The sequence below is a fragment of the Streptomyces sp. iso_384 genome (assembly GCF_056172905.1).
Genome location: NZ_JBWBTT010000001.1, coordinates 3,002,863 through 3,028,237 on the forward strand (window position 1 = coordinate 3,002,863; position 25,375 = coordinate 3,028,237).

Genomic DNA, 25,375 nt, shown 5'->3' on the forward strand with positions numbered 1-25,375 from the left:
AACGGTGTGCCCAGGGGTGCCGACGAGCCGGATCGACGCTTCGGACACCCCCGAGACCTGCGGGTTTGAAGCTACCTGAGCCCTTGTCACCCGGTCCAGGGATGGTGATCACGAATGATTCGAATACCGTTCGGGTAGAGTCCGTGGGTAAGGCAGGTTCCACTTGCCCGGGGCCCCCGGCCGCCTTCTCGGAGCACTCCTTGGAGGAACGGACGAACGCGGGGGTCTTTTGCTGTGTCTTCGTGGAAACGACCTGCACCGTTTCGTATGAAAAAATGAGTGTTATGCGTTTTCTTGAGCCGGGCACCGGTCGCTACACAGAGTCCCCCGCGGTCCCGTACGACCTCACGTACGACGACGTCTTCATGGTTCCGGGCCGCTCCGCGGTCGGCTCCCGGCAGGGTGTGGACCTCTCGTCGCCCGACGGAACCGGCACCACCATTCCGCTCGTGGTCGCCAACATGACCGCCATCGCGGGCCGCCGGATGGCCGAAACCATCGCCCGCCGCGGCGGGCTCGTCGTCATCCCCCAGGACATCCCGATCGAGGTCGTCACCGACGTCATCTCCTGGGTCAAGACGCGCCACCTCGTCCTCGACACCCCGATCGAGCTGGCCCCCGGCCAGACCGTCGCCGACGCGCTGTCGCTGCTGCCCAAGCGGGCCCACGGCGCGGGCGTCGTCGTCGACGCCGACCGCCGCCCGGTGGGCGTCGTCACCGACCACGACCTCACCGGCGTCGACCGCTTCACCCAGCTCTCCGAGGTCATGTCCAAGGACCTGGTGCTGCTCGACGCCGACATCGACCCGCGCGACGCCTTCAACAAGCTCGACGGCGCCAACCGCAAGCTCGCCCCCGCGGTCGACGCCGACGGCCGCCTCGTCGGCATCCTCACCCGCAAGGCCGCCCTGCGCGCCACGCTCTACACCCCCGCCACCGACGCCGAGGGCAAGCTGCGCATCGCGGCCGCCGTCGGCATCAACGGCGACGTGGCCGGCAAGGCCAAGCAGCTCCTGGACGCGGGCGCCGACGTCCTCGTCGTGGACACCGCCCACGGCCACCAGGAATCCATGATCAGCGCGGTGAAGGCCGTGCGGGCGCTCGACCCGCAGGTGCCGATCGTCGCGGGCAACATCGTCGCCGCCGAGGGCGTGCGCGACCTGATCGAGGCGGGCGCGGACATCATCAAGGTCGGCGTCGGCCCCGGCGCCATGTGCACCACCCGGATGATGACCGGCGTCGGCCGCCCGCAGTTCTCCGCCGTCCTGGAGTGCGCCGCCGAGGCGAAGAAGCACGGCAAGCACGTCTGGGCGGACGGCGGCGTCCGGCACCCGCGCGACGTCGCGATGGCGCTCGCCGCCGGCGCGTCCAACGTGATGATCGGCTCCTGGTTCGCGGGCACGTACGAGTCGCCCGGCGACCTCCAGCAGTCCGCCGACGGCCGCTTCTACAAGGAGTCCTTCGGGATGGCCTCGGCCCGCGCCGTCAAGAACCGCACCTCGGACGAGTCCGCGTACGACCGCGCCCGCAAGGCGCTGTTCGAGGAGGGCATCTCCACCTCGCGGATGTTCCTGGACCCGACCCGCCCGGGCGTCGAGGACCTGATCGACTCGATCATCGCGGGCGTCCGCTCCTCCTGCACCTACGCCGGTGCCGGCTCCCTCGCGGAGTTCGCCGAGAAGGCCGTCGTCGGCGTCCAGAGCGCCGCCGGTTACGCCGAGGGCAAGCCGCTGCACGCCAGCTGGAGTTGATCCCGGATCACCGCAACGACCCCGCCCCTTCCGGCCATTTCGCGCCGGAGGGGGCGGGGCCGTTTCCGGCCTTCCGGAGTGTCCAGAGCCGCGCTTCAACTCTGTTGAAATATAAGTAATATGAAGCGCACTCAGCTGCCTGCCTCTCTGCGGTAAGGGATCTCATGTCCTTCTTCACTGACCTGGCCCACCAGTACATCGACGGCGAGTGGAGGCCGGGGAAGGGGTCCTGGGACATCATCGACTTCAACCCGTTCGACGGGGAGAAGCTCGCCTCGATCCCGGTCGCCACCGCCGACGAGGTCGACCAGGCCTACCGCGCAGCGGAGCGCGCCCAGCAGGCGTGGGCGGACACCAACCCGTACAGCAGGCGGGCCGTCCTGGAGAAGGCGCTGCGCCTCGTCGAGGAGCGCGAGCCGGAGATCGGCGAGGCCATCGTCGCCGAGCTCGGCGGCACCCGGCTGAAGGCCGCCTTCGAACTGCACCTGGCCAAGGAGTTCCTCCGCGAGGCGATCCAGCTGGCCCTGCGCCCCGCCGGACAGATCCTCCCCTCGCCCACCGAGGGCAAGGAGAACCGCGTCTACCGCGTGCCCGTCGGGGTCGTCGGCGTGATCAGCCCGTTCAACTTCCCCTTCCTGCTCTCCCTCAAGTCCGTCGCGCCCGCGCTGGCCCTCGGCAACGCCGTCGTCCTCAAGCCGCACCAGAACACCCCGATCTGCGGCGGCACCCTGCTCGCCAAGATCTTCGAGGACGCCGGACTGCCCGCCGGGCTGCTGAACGTCGTGATCACCGACATCGCGGAGATCGGCGACACCCTGCTGGAGCACCCCGTGCCGCAGGTCATCTCCTTCACCGGCTCGGACAAGGTCGGCCGCCACGTCGCCACCGTCTGCGCCCGCAACCTCAAGCGCGCCGTCCTCGAACTCGGCGGCAACAGCGCCCTGATCGTGCTCGACGACGCCGATGTGGACTACGCCGTCGACGCGGCGGTCTTCAGCCGGTACGTCCACCAGGGCCAGGTCTGCATGGCCGCCAACCGCATCCTGGTCGACCGCGCCGTCGAGGCGGAGTTCACCGAGAAGTTCGTCGCCAAGGTCGCCTCGCTCACCGTCGGCGACCCCGCCGACCCGGCCACCCAGATCGGCCCGCTGATCAACTCCTCGCAGGCCGAGTCCGTCTCCAAGCTCGTCGACCAGACCGTGGCGGCCGGGGCGACGGCCCTCCTGCACGGCCGCGCCGACGGCAACCTGGTCAGCCCCTCCGTACTGACCGGCCTCGCGGCCGACTCGCCCGTCCTGCACCAGGAGATCTTCGGCCCCGTCGCCCTGCTGATCCCCTTCGACGGCGAGGACGAGGCCGTCCGCATCGCCAACGACACCCCGTACGGCCTCAGCGGCGCCGTCCACACCGGCAACATCGAGCGCGGGGTGCGGATCGGGCAGCGCATCCACACCGGCATGATCCACATCAACGACGGCACCGTCCACGACGAGCCGATCGTCCCCTTCGGCGGCGAGAAGAGCTCCGGCCTCGGCCGGCTGAACGGCGACTCGATGACCGAGGCCTTCACCACCCAGAAGTGGATCTCCATCCAGCACGGCCGCTCGCAGTTCCCCTTCTGACGGCCTGCTCCGCCGCACCGGGCATGCCCAGGGCGGCGGCCCGTGGTCTACTGCGGGAGGCGGCACCCTCCGCCTCCCGCAAGCCGACCCACCGCAGAGAAGTGAACCGCCCGACGTGCGCCTGAACGACCTCGACGAACGCATCGTCCACGCCCTCGCCGAAGACGCCCGGCGCTCCTACGCCGACATCGGCGCGCTCATCGGCCTCTCCGCCCCCGCCGTGAAACGCCGCGTCGACCGGCTGCGGGCCGAGGGCGCGATCACCGGCTTCACCGTGCGGGTCGACCCGGCGGCGCTCGGCTGGGAGACCGAGGGGTTCATCGAGATCTACTGCAGCCGCAACACCTCCCCGGAAGCGATCAAGCAGGGCCTCGCCCGCTATCCGGAGATCGCCGCCGCCTCCACCGTCACGGGCGAAGCGGACGCGGTGGTGCAGGTCTTCGCCGCCGACATGCGCCACTTCGAACAGGTCCTGGAGCGGATCGCGGGGGAGCCGTACGTCGAGCGGACCAAGTCCGTCCTGGTGCTCTCGCCGCTGCTGCGCCGGTACTCGGCGGAGGCGCCGCCCGTCTAGGGCGCGCCGGGCGTTCCGAGGCCGCCGCGGCCGGAAACAGGTGGCGCAGATCACGCCTCTGACCTGCGACGATGTCGGGCGCAACGTTTCGCCGCCAGGGAGCCTTCCCGCGCAACGAATCAACGGTCGACGCGCAACACTCGCGCCTTGTCCGGGCCGAAGCGGGACACGTACCTTCGATACGTCTCCCCGCCCCGCCCGCACCGCCCGAGGTCAGCCATGCCGTCGTTGCGCACCGCCCTGCTCCAGAGCTCCGGACGTCCGGGCGCCGTCGCCGAGAACCTGAAGGTGCTCGACGAGGCCGCCGCACGGGCCGCCGGTGCCGGAGCCCGGCTGCTGGTCTCGCCCGAGCTGTTCCTCACCGGCTACGCCATCGGTGACGCCGTCCCCGTACTCGCCGAGCCGGCCGACGGCCCCGGCGCTCAGGCCGTCGCCGAGATCGCCGTACGTCACGGCCTCGCCGTCCTCTACGGCTATCCGGAGCGCGACGGGGAGCGGATCTTCAACGCCTCCCAGCTCATCGGCCCCGACGGCACACGCCTCGCGAACTACCGCAAGACCCACCTCTTCGGCTGCTTCGAACAGGAGTGGTTCACCCCCGGCGAGCAGACCGTCGTCCAGGCCGACCTCGGCGGCCTCCGCATCGGCCTGCTGATCTGCTACGACGTCGAGTTCCCGGAGAACGTCCGGGCGCACGCCCTGGCCGGTACCGATCTGCTGCTGGTGCCCACCGCGCAGATGCACCCGTTCCAGTTCGTCGCCGAATCCGTCGTCCCCGTCCGGGCCTTCGAGAGCCAGATGTACGTGGCGTACGTCAACCGCACCGGCCCGGAAGGCGAGTTCGAGTTCGTCGGGCTCAGCTGCCTGGCCGGACCCGACGGCACCGTGCGCACCCGCGCCGGCCGCGGCGAGGAGCTCGTCGTCGGCGAGGCGGACCCGGAGTTCCTGGCCGCATCGCGTGCCGCCAACCCCTATCTGCAGGACCGCCGCCCCGGTCTGTACGGCTCCCTCGCCTGAGCCCGCCCCCCCCCGACTTCCCCTCCCCAGAGTCATCGCGCAAGGAGTCCGTACCCCATGACGTCCACGGTGCCCAACGCCGTCCAGCACACCGACGCGGCCGCCCCGCCGATCACCATGTTCGGGCCGGACTTCCCGTACGCGTACGACGACTTCCTCGCCCACCCGGCCGGCCTCGGGCAGATACCGGCGACCGAGCACGGCCAGGAGGTCGCCGTCATCGGCGGCGGGCTCTCGGGCATCATCGCCGCGTACGAGCTGATGAAGATGGGCCTCAAGCCCGTCGTGTACGAGGCGGACCAGATCGGTGGCCGGCTGCGTACCGTCGGCTTCGACGGCTGCGACGGCGACCTCACCGCCGAGATGGGCGCGATGCGCTTCCCGCCGTCCTCCACGGCGCTCCAGCACTACATCGACCTGGTGGGCCTGGAGACCCGGCCCTTCCCCAACCCGCTCTCCCCGGCCACGCCCTCGACCGTCGTGGACCTCAAGGGCGAGTCGCACTACGCCGAGACCATCGACGACCTGCCGCAGGTCTACCGCGATGTGGCCGAGGCCTGGAACGCCTGCCTGGAGGAGGGCGCCGACTTCTCCGACATGAACCGGGCGCTGCGCGAGCGCGACGTACCGCGCATCCGGGAGATCTGGGCGCAGCTCGTCGAGCGGCTCGACAATCAGACCTTCTACGGCTTCCTCTGTGAGTCCGAGGCCTTCAAGTCCTTCCGGCACCGTGAGATCTTCGGCCAGGTCGGCTTCGGCACCGGCGGCTGGGACACCGACTTCCCCAACTCCATCCTGGAGATCCTGCGGGTCGTCTACACCGAGGCCGACGACCACCACCGCGGCATCGTCGGCGGCAGCCAGCAGCTCCCGCTGCGCCTGTGGGACCGCGAGCCGCAGAAGATCGTCCACTGGCCGCTCGGCACCTCGCTCTCCTCCCTGCACGACGGCGAGCCGCGCGGCGCCGTGACCCGGCTGACCCGCACCGCGGGCAACCGCATCACCGTCACCGACGCCACCGGCGACATCCGCACCTTCCGGGCCGCGGTGTTCACCGGCCAGTCCTGGCTGCTGCTCTCCAAGATCGACTGCGATGACGCGCTCTTCCCGATCGACCACTGGACGGCGATGGAGCGCACCCACTACATGGAGTCGTCCAAGCTGTTCGTGCCGGTCGACCGGCCGTTCTGGCTGGACAAGGACGAGACCACCGGCCGCGACACCATGTCGATGACGCTCACCGACCGGATGACCCGGGGGACGTACCTCCTGGACGAAGGCCCGGACCGGCCCGCCGTCATCTGCCTCTCCTACACGTGGTGCGACGACAGCCTGAAGTGGCTGCCGCTCTCCCCGAAGGAGCGCATGGACGTCATGCTCAAGTCGCTCGGCGAGATCTACCCGAACGTCGACATCCGCAGCCACATCATCGGCAACCCGGTCACCGTCTCCTGGGAGAACGAGCCGTACTTCATGGGCGCGTTCAAGGCGAACCTGCCCGGCCACTACCGCTACCAGCGGCGGCTGTTCACCCACTTCATGCAGGACCGGCTGCCCGAGGACAAGCGGGGCATCTTCCTCGCCGGGGACGACATCTCCTGGACGGCCGGCTGGGCCGAGGGCGCCGTGCAGACCGCGCTGAACGCGGTGTGGGGCGTCATGCACCAGTTCGGCGGGGCGACCGACGCGACCAACCCGGGCCCCGGCGACGTCTACGACGAGATCGCCCCGGTGGAACTCCCGGAGGACTGACCGGCGGCACGGCGCACCGACGCGGCCGCGGGTGTCAGCGGCAGGGCGTGAGCAGGAAACGCCCCACCAGACCCGCGTTCGCGTCGGTCCGCTGCCTGAACTCCTCGGCCAGCGACGGGAATCCGCGCAGCCGCCAGAGCACCCGGGCCGCCGACCAGGCCGCCTCGCGGGCCCGCTCCAGGCTCCAGGAACTCACCAGATGCGTCACCGGGTCCGCGATCTCCAGCAGATCGGGACCCGGCATCAGATCGTCGTGGATCCGCTCCTCCAGCAACACGAGGAGATCGCCCACGCGCTCGAACTCCCCTTCCAGGTCCGGCGGAGCGCAGCCGAGCGTACGACAGGTGTCCACCACCGCCAGGACCAGATCGTGCCCGATGTGCGCCTGCAGACCGCTCAGCGCGAACTGCAGCGGGCGTACGCCGGGATGGCGGCGGTACTGGAGCAGCGGGCGCCAGCACTGCGGCGGCCGCCCGCCCGCCGTCGCCGTCTCCACGGCCGACAGATAGCGCTCCACGCAGCGCACGCCCAGCAGAGCGGCGGCCTCCCGGTCGTCGAGCCCACCCCTGCCGAGGGCCGGATCGACCCTCTCGACGACCTCCAGATAGGCCTCGTTGAAGACCGCCACCCCGTCCGCGGACGGCCACCGGGAACGCCATTCCCGCATGCGTTCGATCACCGGGGAGCCGCTCGTCGGCGCGCCGCCGACGTGGGCCGGTACTGCGGACTGCTCGATCTGCGTCATGCGCGGAGCGTCCCAGCCATAGGCTCGCCACGGCGCCGACCGGCCCGAGGTTCATCGGAACGGACGAACAACGGTGCCGGAAAAGGGGATCGAGGAGTGCCGGGTTCACGCGCGCAGCGCCGTATCGCACACCGGGAACGCCGGCGTGCCACCCGCCGTCACGCCGTGCTGGCCGTCGCCTCGGCGGTCGTGGCGATCGGCGCCACCGCCGGGCTGATCGACGCGGGCCGGGACGACGGGCGCGACACCGCCCGCCCCGGGCCGACGCCCCCGCCGGTCCTCCAGCCCCTCCCCGCCGTGCCGTCGCCCACGGCCCCGTCGCCCACCGCGGCCCCGTCCTCCGCGTCCCCCGCTCCGGCCCCGTCCCCCTCGCGCACCGCGACCCGCCCGCGCACCGACCCCGCGCCGACCGTGCCCTCCCGATCGGCCACCCCCGCCCCGCCGCCCCGCACCCTGCTGTTCCGGCACCCGCGGTCGCAGGTCCTGGACTGGGTGCGGGCCAACCCCGACGACCCGCGCCGCCCGGTGATCGAGTCCCGCATCGCGGCGCAGCCCGCCGCCGTCTGGTTCACCGCCCACAACCCGGGCGGGACAGCGGCGCAGGTCCGCGCGGTCACCCGGGGCGCGGCCGCCGCGGGCCGGACCCCGGTGCTCGTGCCGTACGCGATACCCGACCGGGACTGCGGCGGCGCGTCCCAGGGCGGCGCCCCGGACCTGGCCGCGTACGACGCGTGGATACGGGAGTTCGCCGAGGGGCTCGGCGCGGGTCCGGCGATCGTGATCCTGGAACCGGACGCCATCGCCCTCTCCGACTGCCTCACCGCCCCGGAACGAGCCGCCCGCTTCGCCTCGCTGGCCCGCGCCGGACGCACCCTGCGCACCGCGAACCCGCGGGCCAGGGTCTACTTCGACGGCGGCCACTCGGGCTGGCACACCCCCGCGAAACAGGCCGCGGCGCTCCGGGCCGCCGGAGCGGCCACCAGCGGCGACGGCATCTTCACCAATGTGTCCAACTTCCACCGCACCGCCGACGAGCGGGCCTACGCCCGCCGGGTGCTCGCCGCGCTCGGCGGCCCGCCCGGCCTCGGCGCGGTCGTCGACACCAGCCGCAACGGCAACGGAGCGCCCGCCGCCGGCCAGTGGTGCGACCCGGCGGGCCGGGCCCTGGGGCAGACCCCGACGACCCGGACCGGAGAGGCCCGCATCGACGCGTATCTCTGGGTGAAGCTGCCGGGGGAGTCCGACGGCTGCTCGGGCGCGGCGGGCTCCTTCACCCCGGAATACGCCTACGCCCTGGCCACGGGCTGATCCACGGGTGGACCCCGACCGCTCAGCCCTTCTCGGGCCCCGACTCCTCGTCGTACGCGGAGGTGCCCGAATCCAGCAGCGGTTCCTGCGTCTTGAGGTGCGCCGGGGCGAAGGCCCGCAGCACGTGGTAGCCGGTGATCACGACGATCGTGCCGAGCGCGATGCCGCCCAGCTCGAAGTTGTCGGTGATCTTCAGGCTGACCCCGCCGACGCCGATGATGATGCCCGCCGCCGCTGGGACGAGGTTGAGCGGATTGCGCAGGTCCACCCGGCCGTTGAGCCAGATCTGCGCGCCGAGCAGGCCGATCATCCCGTACAGGATCACGGTGATCCCGCCGAGCACGCCGCCCGGGATCGCGGCGACGACCGCGCCGAACTTCGGGCACAGGCCGAAGAGCAGCGCGAAACAGGCCGCCGCCCAGTAGGCGGCCGTGGAATAGACGCGGGTCGCGGCCATCACGCCGATGTTCTCGGAGTACGTGGTGTTGGGCGGCCCGCCCACGGCGGTGGAGAGCATCGACGCCGCGCCGTCCGCCGCGATGGCGGTGCCGAGCTTGTCGTCCAGCGAATCGCCGGTCATCTCGCCCACGGCCTTCACATGCCCGGCGTTCTCGGCGACCAGCGCGATCACCACGGGCAGCGCCACCAGGATCGCGGACCACTCGAAGGCCGGGGCGTGGAAGTCCGGCAGACCGATCCAGTCGGCCTTGCCGACGGCGGAGAGGTCCAGCCGCCAGTGGTCGACCGCCTCCGCGCCGCCCGCCGGGGAGTGGATCCTGCCGAACACCAGGTCCAGGATCCAGGACAGCACGTATCCGAAGACCAGCCCCAGGAAGATCGCGATCCGGGAGAGGAACCCGCGCAGACAGACCACGGCGAGTCCGGTGAACAGCATCACCGCGAGCGCCGTCCACTGGTCCTGCGGCCAGTACGTGGAGGCGGTCACCGGCGCCAGGTTGAAGCCGATCAGCATCACGACCGCGCCCGTCACCACCGGCGGCATCGCCGCGTGGATGATCCGCGCGCCGAACCGCTGCACCGCCAGACCCACCAGGAACAGGGCCGCACCGACCACCAGCACCGCGCCCGTGACGGTCGCGCTGTCGCCGCCGCTCGCCCGGATCGTGGCCGCGACACCGACGAAGGAGAGCGAGCAGCCCAGATAGCTGGGCACCCGGCCCTTGGTCGCCAGCAGGAAGATCGCGGTCGCGACACCGGACATCATGATCGCGAGGTTCGGATCGAGGCCCATCAGGACCGGGGCGACGAACGAGGCCCCGAACATCGCCACCACATGCTGGGCGCCGAGTCCGAACGTACGGGGCCAGGAGAGCCGCTCGTCGGGGCGCACCACCGCCCCGGGCGCGGGTGTCTTCCCGTCGCCGTGCAAGGTCCAGCGCACGCCGAGGCTCATGGTTGCTCCCTGAAGGTCTGCTCGGTGTGCCGGCCGGTCCGCGATCGGGACTTCGGTGTTCACCTGCGGAAAAGATCAGCGCAATGGTAGTGGTGCGGCGGAGGGCGGCCGCGCGGAGGTCACCCGCCGCGCGCCGCCGTCCGCCGCACCGCTCACGAACCTCCGGTCTTCCGGGGCCGTACGCCTCCTCCCGCCGCCGCGCACGCCGCCCGCTCCGGTCAGCTTCCGGTGGCGCTCTTCGTCGTCGTACCGCCGCCCACCGCCGAGCCGGTGACCTTGCGATCGGCCGACTTCAGCACTCCGGCGCCCAGCACCAGGCCGAAGGCCAGCGCCGTCACCACGCCGAACGACACCACCAGCGAGGTCGCCTCGGCCAGCGAGCCAATCGCGGAGGGGGCGATGAGGCCCGAGGTGTACGTGATGGTGGCGACGCCGGCGATGGCCTGGCTCGGGTTCGGTCCGCTGCGCCCCGCCGCGGCGAAGGCCAGCGGGACCACGACCGCCACGCCGAGGCCCAGCAGCCCGAAGCCGCACATCGCGGCCGCCGGGCTGGGCGAGAACACGACCAGCAGCCCGCCGACGGTGGCCAGCAGTCCACCGGTGCGCACCGTGCGGACCGCGCCGAACCGGTCGACGATCCGGTCCCCGGCGATCCGGGCCACCGCCATCATCAGCGCGAACGCCGTGGTGGACGCCGCAGCGAGGCCGTCGGAGCTGTCCAGGACGTCCCGCAGATAGACCGCGGACCAGTCCAGGCTCGCCCCTTCGGCGAACACCGCGCAGAATCCGATCGCCCCGATGACCAGGGCCGACTTCGGCGGCAGCGTGAAACGCGGCGGCGGCTCCTCCTCCGGACCGCTCTGGAGGTCGAGGACGCCCCGGCAGGCGATCAGCCCCAGCGCCGTGAGGACCAGGGCCGCGACGAGGTGGTGGAGGCGGGCGTCGGTCCCGGTGTGGGCGGCGACCGTGCCCGCCGCCGAACCGATCAGCGCGCCCACGCTCCACATGCCGTGCAGCCCCGACATGATCGACTTGTCGAGACGGTTCTCCACCTCGACGCCCAGGGCGTTCATCGCGACATCGGACATGCCCGCCGTCGCCCCGTAGACGAACAGCGCCGCGCACAGGGTGACCAGGCTCGGTGCGAGGGCGGGCAGGATCAGCGCCAGCGTCCACAGCGTCAGCAGCCCCCGCAGGGCGGTCCGCGCCCCGAACCGGTGACTGATCCGGCCGGCCAGCGGCATCGCGATCGACGCGCCGATCGCCGGGAAGGCCAGCGCCAGACCGAGCTGGCCCGCGCTCACCCCGGCGTGATCCTGGATCCACGGCACCCGGGTCGCGAAGCTGCCGGTCACCGCCCCGTGCACGGTGAAGACCGCGGCGACGGCGATCCGCGCCCGCTTCACCTGGTGTGCGCTGTAGACCGTGACGGTCGAGTCGTTCGTCATGCCGTCGTGTCCCTCCCCTGGGAATTCTCGGGTGCCGGCCGTCCCGGCGCTCCCCGTGCGACGATGCGTCGCGTAAACTATCAGGAACCCTGCCTGATAAATAGTCATTACTTCGCGGCCCCGGGAAACGGCGCGGCGGCGATCTGGAAGGATCCCGGTTATGCCCGCATCACCGAGCACGGCTCGGGCCATCAACGACCGGCTCGCCCTGCGGCTGCTCCAGCAGGACGGCCCGCTGACGGCCGCCCAGCTCAAGACGCTGACCGGACTCTCCCGCCCCACCGTCGCCGACCTGGTCGAGCGGCTCCGGGAGGCCGGGCTGATCCAGGTCGTGGGCGAGTCCGGGGCCGTGCGCCGCGGACCCAACGCCAAGCTGTACGGGATCGTCGCCGACCGGGCCCATCTCGCGGCGCTCGACGTGCGCCTCGGAAGCGTCGGCGTGGTCGTCGCCGATCTGCTGGGCGCCACCCTCGCCGAGGGCTCCCTGCCCATCGGCAGCGACACCGGCACCGAACCCGCCGTCGAGTTGGCCGCCGCCCTGCTGGAGCGCACCGCCCGCGAAGCCGGTTCCGTCGCCCTGCACAGCGTCGGGGTCGGAGCGCCGGGGCTGATCGACCCCGTCACCGGCGAACTGCGCGACAGCTCCGGTCTGCCCGCCTGGCACCGGGGCCTGGTGCGGGAGCTCCAGCGACGGCTGCCCGCCACCGTCCTGGTGGAGAACGAGACCAACCTCGCGGCCGTCGCGGAACACCGGGAGGGCGCCGCCCACGACCGGGAGACCTTCGTGCTGCTCTGGCTCGGCCAGGGGATCGGGGCCGCCGTGATGCTGGACGGCACCCTGCGTCAGGGGGCGTCCGGCGGCGCGGGCGAGATCGGTTTCCTGCCTGTTCCCGGGGTGAGCGGGCTGCCCTCCGCGGTCAACTGCGAGGGCGGCTTCCACTCCCTGGCCGGTTCGGTCGCGCTGTGCGAACTCGCCGCCGGGCACGGACTGGTGGACCTCGGCACGGTGGCCGAGGGCCGGGAGGAGGCGGCGGCCGCGGACGTGGTGCGCAGGGCCCTGGAGGCGGGGGAGGCGGGCGAGCCCTTCCTGAAGGAGCTGGCGGACCGCCTCGCCCTCGGCGCCGCCGCCGTCGTCTCGGTGCTCGACCCCGGCTGCGTCCTGCTCGCGGGGGCCGTCGGCCATGCGGGCGGGGCCGCGCTGGCCGCCCGGGTCGAGGAGCGGCTGGCCACGATGTCTCCGCTGCGCACCGAGGTCCGCGCCGGTTCGCTGGGCGACGGGGCGGTGCTGCGCGGGGCGCTGATCACGGCGCAGGACGCGGCGCAGGACGCGTTGTTCGCCACGGGCGGCTGACGTCCGGGAGTTCCGCTCAGGCCGGAGGGCGACGGCGGCGGTCGGGGAACTCCTCGAACGTCACGGTCCCCACGGCGTGTTCGGGCGCCAGATGGTCGCCGCGCCGCTAGCCCGCGTACGCCTTGCCCGCCAGCCGGACCGGTACCACCCGCCGGCTGCGGCCGGTGGACCGCAGGAACGCCCCGGCCAGGTCGGTCAGCTCACGGACCTCGGGGCCGCCCAGGTCGGGCACCCGGCCCGCCGGACCGCCGAGCGCCAGGGCCGCCAGCCGGTCGGCGACCTCACCGCTGTCCACCGGCTGGAGCGCCACCCCGGATGGCACCGGCAGCACGGGCAGCTTCGCCGCTCCCGACAGGATGCGCAGGGCCAGGTCGTGGAACTGCGTGGTCCGCAGGATCGTCGCGCCGACCCCTGAGTCCTCGATCATCCGCTCGACCCGGTGCTTGACCGTGTAGTAGCCCAGCGGCAGCCGGTCCACGCCGACGATCGAGATGTGGAGAAGATGCGGTGTCCCGGCCCGCTTCGCCGCGTCGATGAGGAACCCCGCCGCCCGGTCGTCGCCGCCGCGCGGGGCGGTGGCGCAGTGGACGATCACGTCCGCCCCCTCGACCGCCGTGTCCAGCCCCTTGCCGTCGCGCAGATCGACGGCGTACGAGGGGGAGCGCCTGCTGAGGCCGCGGACGTCGGCCCCTTCGGTGCGCAGTCGCTCCGCGACCTGGCGGCCGAGTGTTCCGGTGGCGCCGGTGACCAGAATCGTCGTCATGGGGCCGGTCTGCCGGGAGCGGGGTCCGGCCCGGTGCGAGCGGGGAGATCCGCTCACACCGGGCCGGAGGGCAGCAGGGGGCTCAGCAGGCGCCGAGGTCCTTCCAGGCGCCCCACTCGGTGGATCCGGGCGTCTCGCCCTTCGTCCACCACGAGGCCTTCCACTCGTGGCCGCCGTGGCTGACGGTGGAGCCGCCGGTGTACTCGGTGGCCGCGTTCCAGGCCGCCGCCGAGCACTCGCCGCCCGGCTGCGTCGGGGTCGGGGTCGGCGTCGGCCCGGTCGGGTCCGGCGTCGGCGTGGGGTTGGTCCCGGTGCCGGGCTCGACCACCGTGGTGCCGCGGGCCAGGTCGCCGGCGAGGGAGTAGGACTTCCCGCCGAAGGTCACGGTCCAGTTCGACGGGGTGGAGGTGGGCAGGTAGTAGACGAAGTCCAGCTCCACCGAGGCGCCCGGGGCCAGCGTCTGCCAGGCCGGGAGCTTCAGCGAGACGCGGTTGTAGTCGCCCTTCAGGCCGCCGATGTTGTTGGCCGCCGTGTGGTCGCTGCGGATGATCGTCGTGCCGAAGCCGGACTGGTCCTTGGCGTTGGCCGGGGCGGAGGTGGAGTAGTCGAACTGGAACTCCGTACCGCCGGGCAGCGTGGCCTGGGTCCGGTTGGTGATCTTCAGCTTGGGGCTGATCGGGTAGTTGGAGTCGCCCAGCGGGAACTGCCCGAAGGAGACGTCGATGTCCAGCGCCTCGGTCGGCAGGTCGATCGTGGAGCGCTTCGCGCCGTACGGGGTGGCCGACTTGAACGCGTCGTACATCGCGGTCGTCAGCGTGGAGCCGGTCTCGTACTGGCCCTTCGCCGCGTTCCACCGGTAGTCGCCCGCCAGCTCCCAGATCATCGTGCCGCCGATGCCCTTGTCCACGACGTATTCGGCCTTGGCCTTCACCGACTGCTCGTCCTCGGTGGAGAGGAACACCTTCTTCTCGGCGTTCCAGAGCCACGGGGCGACCAGCGTGGAGTCGTACTTACGGGCGTACGTGCCGGTCAGCTGGGTGTCCGCGGGGAAGCCGTAGTCGGTGACGTAATCGCCGACGATGCCCTTCTCCAGGTTCTTCGCGTGCCACATCGGGTTGGAACCGGCGGGCGATTCCTTGCCGTTGGTGTCCTTGTCGTGCCACAGGTTGTCGATGCCGACCGCGCCGTCACCGCACTTGGTCAGACCCGCGCCCGCCGGGCAGTCGGTCGTGGCCGCCTTGCCCCACAGGCCGTCGGTGCCGCCCTGCACGTTCTTGAAGCCGCGGGTGTAGTACGGCAGGCCGATGTTGATCCGGCCGGCCGGCATCGAGCCGCGGAAGTAGTGGTAGGCCCAGTCGGTGTTGAGGTAGCCGGTGCCGCCGTACTGCGAGGTGGAGTACACGCCCGCCTGCGCCAGTTCGGCGTCCTTGCCGTCGTCGAACAGGGAGGCGTTCGGGCCGACGTACTCGTTCCAGGCGCCGTGCAGGTCGTAGGACATGATGTTGACGTAGTCCAGGTACTTCTGCATCTGGTACGTCTCCATGCCCCGCAGCAGATAGCCGGAGGAGGGGGCGGCGACGGTCAGCAGGTAGTGCTTGCCGTCGGCCTCGCCCGCGCGGTCGAGCTTCTCGCGCAGCGTCTTCATCAGGGCGTCGTAGCCCTTGACCAGCCCGGCGCGGCGGCCGTTGGACAGCGCGTGGTCCAGCGGGTTGCCCGCGTCCTTCATCGTGGTCGCGTACTCGTAGTCGATGTCGACGCCGTTGAATCCGTACTTCTTGATGAAGTCGACGGCCGAGTCGGCGAAGGTGTTGATGCCCGTCTGGTTGACCGAGCCGTCGGCGTTGGTGGCCATCGAGTAGAAGCCGCCCGAGTCGACGCGCTCGCCGTCGGGGCCGAAGTAGCCGCCCGTCTCGGCCCAACCGCCCACGGAGACCAGGGTCTTCACGTTCGGGTGCTGCTTCTTGTACTTCGTCAGCAGGTTGAAGTGCCCCTTGTAGGGGAGCGTCGGGTCCATCTCCGCGCCCTCGACGCCGGGCCAGGTCATGCCGGTGGAGGCGTTGTCGGCGCTGTCGGGGCCGACCGAGAGCTTGTTGGACCCGTCGACGTGCGCGAAGGCGTAGTTGAGGTGCGTGACCTTGTCCCACGGGATGTCCGGGACCAGGTAGGCGTCCTTGCCGTCCTTGCCGGTACGCCAGTTGGTGAAGTAGCCGATGACGCGCCGCTGGTGGTCGGCGCCCATCTTCTCGCGGCCGTCGGCGTCGTAGACGGAACAGTAGGGGACGTCGACGCCGGGGGTCTGATACAGCCCGTCGGGGCGACAGGAGGTCTGGTCGGCGGCGGCCGACGGACCTGCGGCGAGTGAGCTCAACAGCAGTCCGGCGACGGCGGCGCCGGCGGCGAGCAGGGTGGCTCTCGCTCGGGTGGGGGACAGCATGTGGTCGTTCCTCCTGGGGAGGTCGGCAGAACACAACTGGCAAAAAGGGGTGGGTCGTGTCGGGGTCCTGGTGTGCGCACACCGCCGGACCGAACCTCGGAGGTGACGCAGAGATTAAGAGGACTAGACCAGTGCGTCAATAGGTCTGGACCTTTAGCGGTCAACTTTTCCGCTGCCGCGTCGATGACTACGTTGTCGACTTCGCGCCGACGGGAATGCGCCAGGATCCGCCGCGTCCGCTGTGACCCAGCCCACAGTCCTCACCCGCATGGCCGAGAGGCGACCGTGGCAGACTGGTTGCGTACCAATAGCAGCGCACTCCGGGGTCGGTGCAATTCCGAACCGGCGGTTACAGTCCGCGACCCGTCCGCAGCCAGCGGCCGGTTGACCAGGTGAAATTCCTGGACCGACGGTGAAAGTCCGGATGGGAGGCAGTGCGCGGCGGTTTGTCATCGGTACGCCGCCGTCGGCGGACGCATGGCCGGGAATCTCCCGGGACTCCGTGCGTTCCTGGCGTTTCCCGTTCTCGGGTTTTCGGCGTTTCCCCTGATGAGCCGCTTCATCTGTCGTCATCGACAGGCCCCGGAGTCCGTGCCCGAAGAGGCAGGAGGACCCGGTGGACACCGCAGCCGACATCACCGCCATGCGCCGAGCGATCACGCTCGCGGCGCGCGGTCTCGGCTCCACCAGCCCCAATCCGGTCGTCGGCTGTGTGATCACCGACGCCGCCGGAGACCTGGCCGGCGAAGGCTTCCACCAGCGCGCCGGAGGGCCGCACGCCGAGGTCCACGCCCTGCGCGCGGCCGGCGAGCGGGCCCGCGGCGGCACCGCCTACGTCACCCTCGAACCCTGTAACCACACCGGCCGCACCGGCCCCTGCGCCCAGGCCCTCCTGGCCGCCGGGATCAGCCGTGTCGTGTACGCGGTCGGCGACCCGAACCCGCAGGCCACCGGCGGTGGCGACACCCTGCGCGCGGCCGGAGTCCGGGCGGAGCAGGGCCTCCTCGCCGACGAGGCCGAGGCGGGCAACGCCGCCTGGCTGACCTCGGTGCGCCAGGGGCGGCCGTACGTCCTGTGGAAGTACGCCGCCACCCTCGACGGCCGGATCGCCGCCGCCGACGCCACCAGCCGCTGGATCACCTCGCCCGCGGCCCGCGCCGACGTCCACCGGCTGCGCGCCGAGGCCGACGCCGTGCTCGTCGGCTCCGGCACCGCCCGCACCGACGACCCCCAGCTGGGCGTACGCGGCATCGACGGCGCCACCCAGCCGCTGCGGGTCGTCGTCGACACGAACGCCACCGCCGTGAAGCCCGGCGCCCGGGTCCTGGACGACACCGCGCCCACGCTGGTCGCCGTGGCCGAGGACACCCCGGCCGATCACCTCCCCGAGGCCGCCGTCCTGCGACTGCCCCGCGCCGCCGCCGGACGCGGCCTGGACCTCGACGCCCTCCTCGCCGCCCTGCACGAGCGCGGCGTCCGCTCCGTACTCCTCGAAGGCGGGCCCACCCTCGCCGGAGCCTTCGTCGCCGCCGGGAAGGTCGACAAGGTCGTCGGCTATCTCGCCCCGGTCCTGCTCGGCGCGGGCCCCGCCGCCCTCGCCGACGCCGGAATCTCCACCATCTCCGGGGCGTTGCGCCTCGATGTGACCGAGACCGTGCCCATCGGCCCCGATCTGCGCATCACCGCCGTCCCCGCCCCTGCTCGGAAGGGAAACTGAGTGTTCACCGGAATTGTCGAAGAACTGGGTGAGGTCACCGCCGTCGAGCGGCTGGAAGACGCCTCCCGCTTCCGGCTGCGCGGCCCCGTCGTCACCGAGGGCGCGAAGCACGGCGACTCCATCGCGGTGAACGGCGTCTGCCTCACCGTCGTGGACACCGAGGACGGCGAATTCACCGCCGACGTGATGGCCGAGACACTGAAGCGCTCCAGCCTCGGCGCGCTCACCATCGGCTCCCGGGTCAACCTGGAACGCCCGATGGAACTCGGCGGCCGGCTCGGCGGACACCTCGTCCAGGGCCATGTGGACGGCACCGGCACCATCGTCGAGCGCACCCCCTCCGAGCACTGGGAGATCGTCAAGGTCTCGCTGCCGCCCGAGCTGACCCGGTACGTCGTCGAGAAGGGCTCCATCACCGTCGACGGCGTCAGCCTCACCGTCGTCGAGGCGGCGGCCGACTTCTTCACCATCAGCCTCATCCCCACCACCCTCGACCTGACCACGCTCGGCCACAAGCAGCCCGGCGACCCGGTCAACCTGGAAGTGGACGTCATCGCCAAGTACGTCGAGCGGATGCTCGGCGACCGGGCCGGACAGGACCCGCGATGAACGCCGCGTCCTGGCTCAACTCCGAGGCCTTCACCGTGTTCGGCCAGCACATCAAGTGGTCGGACATGATCGGCAACATCATCGGCCTGGTCGCCCTGGCCCTCGGCTGGCGACGCTCCATCTGGACCTGGCCCGCCCAGCTGCTCTCCGGCGCCATCCTCCTGATCGCCTTCGCCTCCGCGCACCTCTCCGGCAGCGCGGGCAAGCAGCTGGTCGTCATCGTCGTCGCCCTGTGGGGCTGGTGGTCCTGGAACCGCGGCAGGCAGCAGGCCCAGGACGGCTCCATCGCCGTCCGCTTCGCGACCTGGCGCGAGCGCGGCGTGCTGATCGCCGCCGCCGCCATCGGCACCCTCGCCGTCGGCGGCCTGTTCACCGCCTTCCCGTCGCTGTCCTGGGACCCGTGGCCGGACGCGTACATCTTCGTCGGCACCGTCGTCGCGATGTACGCCCAGGCCCGCGGCATGGTCGAGTTCTGGTTCGCCTGGCTGCTGGTCGACCTGGTCGGCGTCCCGCTGAACTTCGCCAACGGCTTCGCCTTCTCCGGCTTCGTCTACATCATCTACGGCGCGCTCGTCCTGTGGGGCATGCGCGACTGGTGGCTGCGTACGCGGACACCCGCTCTGGAAGGAGCCACGGCATGACTGCTCAGCCCACCTGGCTGCACCCCGGCCACGACCCGCTCGCCGAGGACCTCTCGCTGGACCCGGTCGAGCAGGCCATCCGTGACATCGCCGCCGGCCGGCCCGTCGTCGTCGTGGACGACGAGGACCGCGAGAACGAGGGCGACCTCGTCATCGCCGCCGAGAAGGCCACCCCCGAGATCGTCGCCTTCATGATGAGCGAGTGCCGCGGCCTGATCTGCGCGCCCATGGAGAGCGACGAGCTGGAACGCCTCGACCTCCCGCAGATGGTCCAGCACAACACCGAGTCGATGCAGACCGCCTTCACCGTCTCCGTCGACGCCTCCGCCGCGCACGGCGTCACCACCGGCATCTCCGCCGCCGACCGCGCCACCACCCTGCGGATGCTCGCGGGCGGCGCCGCCGGCCCCGGCGACTTCGTCCGTCCCGGCCACATCTTCCCGCTGCGCGCCCGCTCCGGCGGCGTTCTCGTCCGCAACGGTCACACCGAGGCCGCCGTCGACCTCGCCCGGCTCGCCGGACTGCGCCCGGCCGGCGCGATCGTCGAGATCGCCGGCGAGGACGGCGTGATGCTCCGGCTGCCCGAGCTGGTGCCCTTCGCCCGCAAGCACGGACTGACGATCATCTCCATCGAGGACCTGATCGCCTACCGCCGCGGCAACGAGCCGACCGTCCGCCGCGAGGCCGAGACCCGGCTGCCCACCGCCTTCGGCGACTTCACCGCGTACGGCTACCGCTCCACCGTCGACGGAGTCGAGCACGTCGCCCTGGTCCACGGCGAGATCGGCGACGGCGAGGACATCCTCGTCCGGATCCACTCCGAGTGCCTGACCGGCGACATCTTCCAGTCCCAGCGCTGCGACTGCGGCCCCCAGCTGCACGCCTCCATGCGGCGCATCACCGAGGAGGGCCGGGGCATCGTCGTCTATCTGCGCGGCCACGAGGGGCGCGGCATCGGCCTGCTCTCCAAACTGCGCGCGTACGAACTCCAGGAGCGCGGGGTCGACACCCTCGACGCCAACCTGGAGCTCGGCCTGCCCGCCGACGCCCGCGACTACGCGGCCGGCGCCCGGATCCTCGCGGACCTCGGCGTCACCAGCCTGCGGCTGATGACCAACAACCCCGACAAGACCGAGGCCGTCGTCCGCCACGGTCTCGCCGTCACCGGCCGGGAACCCATGCCCGTCCAGGCCGGCGAGCACAATCTGCGCTACCTGCGCACCAAGCGCGACCGCATGGGCCACGACCTGCCCTGGCTCGACGCCCCCGCGTCGACCTGCGCCAACCAGTAACGAACCACCGAACAGCACATCACCAGCATCAGGAGAGACATGAGCGGCAAGGGTGCACCCGAACTGTCCGTACGCAACTGCGGCGACCTGCGCGTGGCCGTGATCGCGGCCCAGTGGCACGAGAAGGTCATGGACGGCCTCGTCGACGGCGCCCTGCGCGCCCTGCGCGAGCTGGGCATCGACGAGCCCACCCTGCTCCGCGTCCCGGGCTCCTTCGAGCTGCCCGTCGTCGCCAAGGTGCTCGCCGGACGCGGCTACGACGCGATCGTCGCCCTCGGCGTGGTCATCCGCGGCGGCACCCCCCACTTCGAGTACGTCTCCCAGGGCGTCACCCTCGGCCTCACCCAGGTCACCGTCGACACCGGTGTTCCCGTCGGCTTCGGCGTACTGACCTGCGACACCGAGGAGCAGGCGCTCGACCGGGCCGGCCTCGAAGGGTCCAACGAGGACAAGGGGCACGAAGCGGTCACCGCCGCCGTGGCCACCGCCGCCACGCTGCGGACCGTCAGCGAACCCTGGCGCTGAGTGCGCCCCGGCGACCCCGTATTCTGAGGACCATCATGCCGAACAAGACCTTTGAAGAGCTCTTCACCGAGCTCCAGCTCAAGGCCGCCGAGGGCGACCCCGCGACCTCCCGCACCGCCGAACTGGTGGACAAGGGCGTCCATGCCATCGGCAAGAAGGTCGTCGAGGAGGCCGCCGAGGTCTGGATGGCCGCCGAGTACGAGGGCAAGGAAGCCGCCGCCGAGGAGATCTCCCAGCTGCTGTACCACGTCCAGGTGATGATGGTCGCGCGCGGGATCTCGCTCGACGACGTCTACGCCCATCTCTGAGCCGGTCCCGAGCTCCGCACGCCCCGTCTCTTCATCTCTCCCCTCCGCACGAAGGAAGCCGACCTCATGCTGCGCATCGCCGTCCCCAACAAGGGTTCACTCTCCGGGCCTGCGATGGCGATGCTCCATGAGGCCGGCTACCAGCAGCGCAAGGAGTCCAAAGAGCTGGTCCTGGTCGACCCGGAGAACGAGGTGGAGTTCTTCTACCTCCGCCCGCGCGACATCGCGATCTACGTCAGCTCCGGCAAGCTCGACATCGGCATCACCGGCCGCGACCTGCTGCTGGACTCCGGCGCCGACTCCGAGGAGATCCTCCAGCTCGGCTTCGCCCGCTCCACCTTCCGCTACGCCACCAAGCCCGGCACCGCGGCGGGCCCGCAGGACTTCGACGGCATGACGATCGCCACCTCCTACGAGGGCATCGTCGCCAACCACCTCGACAAGGCGGGCGTCAAGGCCTCCGTCGTCCACCTCGACGGAGCGGTCGAGACCGCCATCGAGCTGGGCGTCGCCCAGATCATCGCCGACGTGGTGGAGACCGGCACCAGCCTCCGCAACGCCGGACTGGAGGTGATCGGCGAGCCGATCATGACCTCCGAGGCCGTCGTCATCCGGCGCAACGGCGCCTCCGCCGACGACCCCAAGGTGCAGCAGTTCCTCCGCCGCCTCCAGGGCGTCCTGGTCGCCCGGTCCTACGTGATGATGGACTACGACTGCCGCGTCGAGCACCTGGAGCGCGCCGTCGCCCTCACCCCGGGCCTGGAGTCGCCCACCATCTCCCCGCTGCACCACGAGGGCTGGGTCGCCGTCCGCTCCATGGTCGCCGCCAAGGAGGCCCAGCGGATCATGGACGACCTGTACGAGCTCGGCGCCCGCGCCATCCTCACCACGGCCATCCACGCCTGCCGCCTCTGACGGCCCCGCCCGCCCGCACCCCCCGAGAGAAGACCCGATGTCCGCGCCCAGGCCCGAACTCCCCACCCTGCCGGTCACCTTCCGGCCCATCCTCACCCGGGTGGTCCTGCTGAGCGTGGGCCTGGCGGTGTTCCTCGTCATCACGGTCATCGCCCTGATGCTGGAGCGGCTCAACCCGGGGGAGCGGGTCAGCTTCATCTTCGTCGCGGCACTCTTCTTCGGCGTCCTGGCCCTGCTCAGCAGACCCCGGGTCACCGCCGACGACTCCGGGGTCACCGTCGTCAACCTCACCCGGTCCCGCAGGCTGGCGTGGGAGGAGATCCTCCGCGTCAACCTGCGCTCCGGCGACCCCTGGGTCTTCCTCGACCTCAGCGACGGCACCAGCCTGCCGGCCCTCGGCATCCAGCCCGGCCTGGCCAAGCAGCAGGCCATCCGTGACGCCCGCGCCCTGCGTGACCTCGCCGAGTCGCGCGGCGTCGGGAGCGACGACACCCCCGGCAGCGGCTGAGCCCCTGCCCGACGCGGGGCCTTCTTGTCTACTCTGGTGGGCGGCGGCGCCCCGTGCGCCCCACCCCGCCCGTACCACGGCCCCATCCCGGGCCCGCGGGGTTCTTCCTGCGACCCAAGGAGTGACTCCCTCCAGCAATGGACGGATCGTCCGGTAATACCTGCGCCGCCCCTGCCCCGGAGGCGGCGGCCTCATGACCACCCCCCTGCTGCTCCTCGCGGCGGCCTTCCTCCTCATCCTCGCCAACGGGTTCTTCGTGGCAGCCGAATTCGGGCTCGTCACCGTGGACCGGCCCGACGCCGAGCGCGCCGCCGCCGAGGGCGACCGACGGGCCCGTACCGTCGTCGAAGCCCTGCGCGAACTCTCCTTCCAGCTCTCCGGCACCCAGCTCGGCATCACCATCACCTCCCTGGTGGTGGGCATGCTCGCCGAACCGGCCCTGGCCCAGCTGCTCGCCGGACCCCTCACCGCCACCGGACTGCCCGCGGGGGCCGTGTCCGGGGTCGCCGTCGTCATCGGCATGCTGCTGGCCTCCGCCGTCCAGATGATCGTCGGCGAACTCGTGCCCAAGAACTGGGCGGTCTCCCGGCCGCTCCAGGTGGCCCGCTTCGTCGCCGGACCGCAGGCCCGCTTCGCCGCGCTCCTGCGACCGGTGATCACTCTCCTCAACGCCCTGGCCAACCGGCTGGTGCGCCTCCTGGGCGTCGAGCCCACCGACGAACTGGCCTCCGCCCGCACCCCGGGCGAACTGGTCTCCCTGGCCCGGCACTCCGCCGAGGCCGGAGCCCTGGAACAGGACACCGCCGACCTCTTCGTCCGGACCCTCTCGCTGGCCGGTCTCACCGCCCAGCACGTCATGACCCCCCGGGTGAAGGTCAGCGCCCTGCACTCCTCCGCGACCGCCGAGGACGTCCTCAACCTCACCCGCGCCACCGGCCTCTCCCGCTTCCCGGTCTACCGGGACCGCATCGACGAGGTCATCGGCATGGTCCACCTCAAGGACGCCCTCGCCGTCCCCGCCCACGAGCGCCTGCGCACCCCGGCCGGACGGATCGCCGTCCCGCCGCTCCTGGTGCCCGGCACGCTGCCGGTGGAACACCTGCTGCGGCGGCTGCGCCACGAACAGCCCATAGCCGTGGTCGTCGACGAGTACGGCGGCACCGCCGGCGTCGTCACCCTGGAGGACATCATCGAGGAGCTCGTCGGCGAGGTCCGCGACGAGCACGACGCCGAGGGCTCCGACCGCCCCGAGCTGACCACCGCCACCGGCGAGGACGGCCGCCCGGTGTGGGACGCCGAGGGCAGCTGCCGGGTCCACACCCTGCGCCGCAGCGGCCTGGACGTCCCCGACGGACCGTACGAGACCGTCGCCGGGCTCGTCGCGGAACTCCTGGGCCGCATCCCCGCCCCCGGCGACCGGGCCGAACTCCCCGGCTGGCGGATCTCCGTCCGCCAGGTCGGCCACAACCGCGCCGAACGGGTCCGCTTCACCCGGACGTCCGGCCCGCTGCCGGAGACGGCCGTACCCGGCCTGCTGGAGGCCGCGCGATGAGCATGTTCCCACTCCTCCTCGCCGCCCTCCTCGTGCTGGCGAACGGCTTCTTCGTCGGCGCCGAGTTCGCCCTCGTCTCCGTCCGCCGCAGCCAGATCGAACCGCTGGCCGCCCAGGGGTCGGGCCGGGCCCGCACGGTCCTGCACGGCCTGGAGAACCTGCCGCAGATGATGGCCGCCGCCCAGTTCGGCATCACGGTCTGCTCCCTCACCCTCGGGGCCGTCGCCGAGCCGACCGTCGCCCATCTCCTGGAGCCGGTCTTCCACGCGGCGCACCTCCCCGACGGACTCGTCCATCCCCTCGGCTTCGCCCTCGCGCTGCTGTCCGTGGTCGTCCTGCACCTGGTCATCGGCGAGATGGTCCCGAAGAACCTGGCGATGGCGGCGCCCGAGCGGACCGCGCTCTGGCTCAGCCCCGGCCTGGTCGCCTTCGCCCGGCTCTGCCGCCCGGTCACCACCGCGCTCGGCGCCTGCGCCGGTCTGGTGCTGCGGCTGTTCGGCGTGGAGCCGAAGGACGAGGTGGAGGCCGTCTTCACCAGCGAGCAGCTCAACCGGCTCGTGGAGGACTCCGGACAGGCCGGTCTCCTCGGACCGGAGGCCGCCGAACGACTGGAGGACGCCCTCGAACTGGGCAGCAGGCCCGTCGCCGACGTCCTGCTGGAGCGGGCCTCACTGGTCACGGTCGACCCGTCGGTGACCCCGCGCCGGATCGAGGAGCTGACCGTACGCACCGGCTTCTCCCGCTTCCCGGTCTGCGCGGAGGGCGGCGGCCCCTTCATGGGCTATCTGCACGTCAAGGACGTCCTGGAGCTGGAGGACGCCGACCGGGCGGTCCCGCAGCAGATCTGGCGCCCGATGGCGACCGTACGGGCCGAACTCCCGCTCGACGACGCCCTGACCGTGATGCGCCGCGCCGCGACGCACCTGGCGCAGGTCGCGGACGGATCGGGCCGGGTCCTCGGTCTGGTCGCCATGGAGGACGTCCTGGAGACGCTGGTGGGGGAGGTGCGCGACCCGGCCCACCGGTCGGTGTCGGTGCCCCGCCGCACGGTGGACGTGCCCAGGACGCCGGGGCTCCCGGCGTCCGGGGCCCTCGCGCACTGACGTGACACCGGTGCCGGGAGCCGACG

At 71.7% G+C, this 25,375-nt stretch carries 21 protein-coding genes, 1 pseudogene and 1 riboswitch; of the genes and pseudogenes, 17 read left to right on the top strand and 5 right to left on the bottom strand.

What is annotated here, in order from left to right; genetic code table 11:
• The first annotated feature begins 284 nt into the window (after positions 1 to 284).
• The 5 genes from AC0VY3_RS13360 (at position 285) to AC0VY3_RS13380 (ending at position 6,716) form a co-directional block, all read left to right on the top strand.
• Positions 285 to 1,751, top strand: a complete 1,467-nt coding sequence (locus tag AC0VY3_RS13360; protein ID WP_103507177.1) for a GuaB1 family IMP dehydrogenase-related protein — start codon at positions 285 to 287, stop codon at positions 1,749 to 1,751.
• Positions 1,752 to 1,915: 164 nt separating this feature from the next.
• Complete coding sequence (locus tag AC0VY3_RS13365; protein WP_103507178.1) at positions 1,916 to 3,373, top strand: aldehyde dehydrogenase family protein; 1,458 nt, start codon at positions 1,916 to 1,918, stop codon at positions 3,371 to 3,373.
• A 115-nt stretch (positions 3,374 to 3,488) separates the two neighbouring features.
• The gene (locus tag AC0VY3_RS13370; protein ID WP_103507179.1) at positions 3,489 to 3,947 is read left to right on the top strand and encodes an Lrp/AsnC family transcriptional regulator; all 459 of its coding nucleotides are present in this window, start codon (positions 3,489 to 3,491) and stop codon (positions 3,945 to 3,947) included.
• 219 nt (positions 3,948 to 4,166) lie between these two features.
• Entirely contained in the window at positions 4,167 to 4,964 is a 798-nt protein-coding gene (locus AC0VY3_RS13375; protein ID WP_103507180.1) for a carbon-nitrogen hydrolase family protein, read from the top strand.
• Positions 4,965 to 5,021: 57 nt separating this feature from the next.
• A complete protein-coding gene (locus tag AC0VY3_RS13380; RefSeq protein ID WP_103507181.1) occupies positions 5,022 to 6,716 on the top strand; it encodes a flavin monoamine oxidase family protein in 1,695 nt (564 codons plus the stop codon).
• 34 nt (positions 6,717 to 6,750) lie between these two features.
• Here the strand turns inward: AC0VY3_RS13380 and AC0VY3_RS13385 are convergent, their stop codons facing one another.
• Complete coding sequence (locus tag AC0VY3_RS13385; RefSeq protein WP_475549664.1) at positions 6,751 to 7,461, bottom strand: DUF5995 family protein; 711 nt, start codon at positions 7,459 to 7,461, stop codon at positions 6,751 to 6,753.
• A 96-nt stretch (positions 7,462 to 7,557) separates the two neighbouring features.
• Here AC0VY3_RS13385 and AC0VY3_RS13390 point away from each other — a divergent pair, with 96 nt between their 5' ends.
• The gene (locus AC0VY3_RS13390; RefSeq protein ID WP_475549665.1) at positions 7,558 to 8,769 is read left to right on the top strand and encodes a glycoside hydrolase family 6 protein; all 1,212 of its coding nucleotides are present in this window, start codon (positions 7,558 to 7,560) and stop codon (positions 8,767 to 8,769) included.
• Between the two features lie 22 nt (positions 8,770 to 8,791).
• Here AC0VY3_RS13390 and AC0VY3_RS13395 read toward each other — a convergent pair whose 3' ends face one another.
• Both AC0VY3_RS13395 and AC0VY3_RS13400 read right to left on the bottom strand, forming a co-directional pair.
• On the bottom strand, positions 8,792 to 10,183 hold the full coding sequence (locus tag AC0VY3_RS13395; protein WP_103510307.1) for a uracil-xanthine permease family protein: 1,392 nt from the start codon (positions 10,181 to 10,183) through the stop codon (positions 8,792 to 8,794).
• 218 nt (positions 10,184 to 10,401) lie between these two features.
• Positions 10,402 to 11,631 (bottom strand): MFS transporter, encoded by a 1,230-nt coding sequence (locus AC0VY3_RS13400; RefSeq protein ID WP_242737145.1) that lies wholly within the window; start codon positions 11,629 to 11,631, stop codon positions 10,402 to 10,404.
• Positions 11,632 to 11,791: 160 nt separating this feature from the next.
• On the opposite strand from AC0VY3_RS13400, the gene AC0VY3_RS13405 reads away from it, so the two are divergent.
• Entirely contained in the window at positions 11,792 to 12,982 is a 1,191-nt protein-coding gene (locus AC0VY3_RS13405; protein WP_475549666.1) for an ROK family protein, read from the top strand.
• 16 nt (positions 12,983 to 12,998) lie between these two features.
• Here AC0VY3_RS13405 and AC0VY3_RS13410 read toward each other — a convergent pair.
• Together AC0VY3_RS13410 and AC0VY3_RS13415 are read right to left on the bottom strand one after the other, a co-directional pair.
• A pseudogene (locus AC0VY3_RS13410) lies at positions 12,999 to 13,745 on the bottom strand (SDR family oxidoreductase).
• 82 nt (positions 13,746 to 13,827) lie between these two features.
• Complete coding sequence (locus tag AC0VY3_RS13415) at positions 13,828 to 16,179, bottom strand: chitinase C-terminal domain-containing protein (protein WP_475549667.1); 2,352 nt, start codon at positions 16,177 to 16,179, stop codon at positions 13,828 to 13,830.
• A gap of 311 nt (positions 16,180 to 16,490) precedes the next feature.
• Positions 16,491 to 16,621: riboswitch (FMN riboswitch) on the top strand.
• A 174-nt stretch (positions 16,622 to 16,795) separates the two neighbouring features.
• On the opposite strand from AC0VY3_RS13415, the gene ribD reads away from it, so the two are divergent.
• The 10 genes from ribD to AC0VY3_RS13465 all read left to right on the top strand — a co-directional run bounded on the left by ribD (position 16,796) and on the right by AC0VY3_RS13465 (position 25,349).
• Complete coding sequence (gene ribD / locus AC0VY3_RS13420; protein ID WP_475549668.1) at positions 16,796 to 17,896, top strand: bifunctional diaminohydroxyphosphoribosylaminopyrimidine deaminase/5-amino-6-(5-phosphoribosylamino)uracil reductase RibD; 1,101 nt, start codon at positions 16,796 to 16,798, stop codon at positions 17,894 to 17,896.
• Positions 17,897 to 18,505: a riboflavin synthase gene (locus AC0VY3_RS13425; protein WP_103510313.1), complete on the top strand. Its 609-nt coding sequence runs from the start codon at positions 17,897 to 17,899 to the stop codon at positions 18,503 to 18,505.
• Positions 18,502 to 19,146, top strand: coding sequence for a nicotinamide mononucleotide transporter family protein (locus tag AC0VY3_RS13430; RefSeq protein WP_103510314.1), 645 nt, complete (start codon positions 18,502 to 18,504; stop codon positions 19,144 to 19,146). Before AC0VY3_RS13425 ends, AC0VY3_RS13430 begins: the two co-directional genes overlap by 4 nt.
• Complete coding sequence (locus AC0VY3_RS13435; protein ID WP_103510315.1) at positions 19,143 to 20,438, top strand: bifunctional 3,4-dihydroxy-2-butanone-4-phosphate synthase/GTP cyclohydrolase II; 1,296 nt, start codon at positions 19,143 to 19,145, stop codon at positions 20,436 to 20,438. The genes AC0VY3_RS13430 and AC0VY3_RS13435 overlap by 4 nt, the downstream gene beginning before the upstream one ends.
• Positions 20,439 to 20,477: 39 nt before the next feature.
• Entirely contained in the window at positions 20,478 to 20,963 is a 486-nt protein-coding gene (gene ribH / locus AC0VY3_RS13440) for a 6,7-dimethyl-8-ribityllumazine synthase (protein ID WP_007453188.1), read from the top strand.
• 35 nt (positions 20,964 to 20,998) lie between these two features.
• Positions 20,999 to 21,271 carry a phosphoribosyl-ATP diphosphatase gene (locus AC0VY3_RS13445; protein ID WP_475549669.1) on the top strand — a complete coding sequence of 91 codons (273 nt, stop codon included), beginning with the start codon at positions 20,999 to 21,001 and terminating at the stop codon, positions 21,269 to 21,271.
• A gap of 66 nt (positions 21,272 to 21,337) precedes the next feature.
• On the top strand, positions 21,338 to 22,186 hold the full coding sequence (gene hisG, locus AC0VY3_RS13450; protein WP_103510316.1) for an ATP phosphoribosyltransferase: 849 nt from the start codon (positions 21,338 to 21,340) through the stop codon (positions 22,184 to 22,186).
• 37 nt (positions 22,187 to 22,223) lie between these two features.
• Entirely contained in the window at positions 22,224 to 22,694 is a 471-nt protein-coding gene (locus tag AC0VY3_RS13455) for a PH domain-containing protein (RefSeq protein ID WP_242737158.1), read from the top strand.
• Between the two features lie 193 nt (positions 22,695 to 22,887).
• A complete protein-coding gene (locus AC0VY3_RS13460) occupies positions 22,888 to 24,246 on the top strand; it encodes a hemolysin family protein (protein WP_242737159.1) in 1,359 nt (452 codons plus the stop codon).
• Positions 24,243 to 25,349 carry a hemolysin family protein gene (locus AC0VY3_RS13465; protein ID WP_103510319.1) on the top strand — a complete coding sequence of 369 codons (1,107 nt, stop codon included), beginning with the start codon at positions 24,243 to 24,245 and terminating at the stop codon, positions 25,347 to 25,349. Before AC0VY3_RS13460 ends, AC0VY3_RS13465 begins: the two co-directional genes overlap by 4 nt.
• Positions 25,350 to 25,375 lie beyond the last annotated feature (26 nt).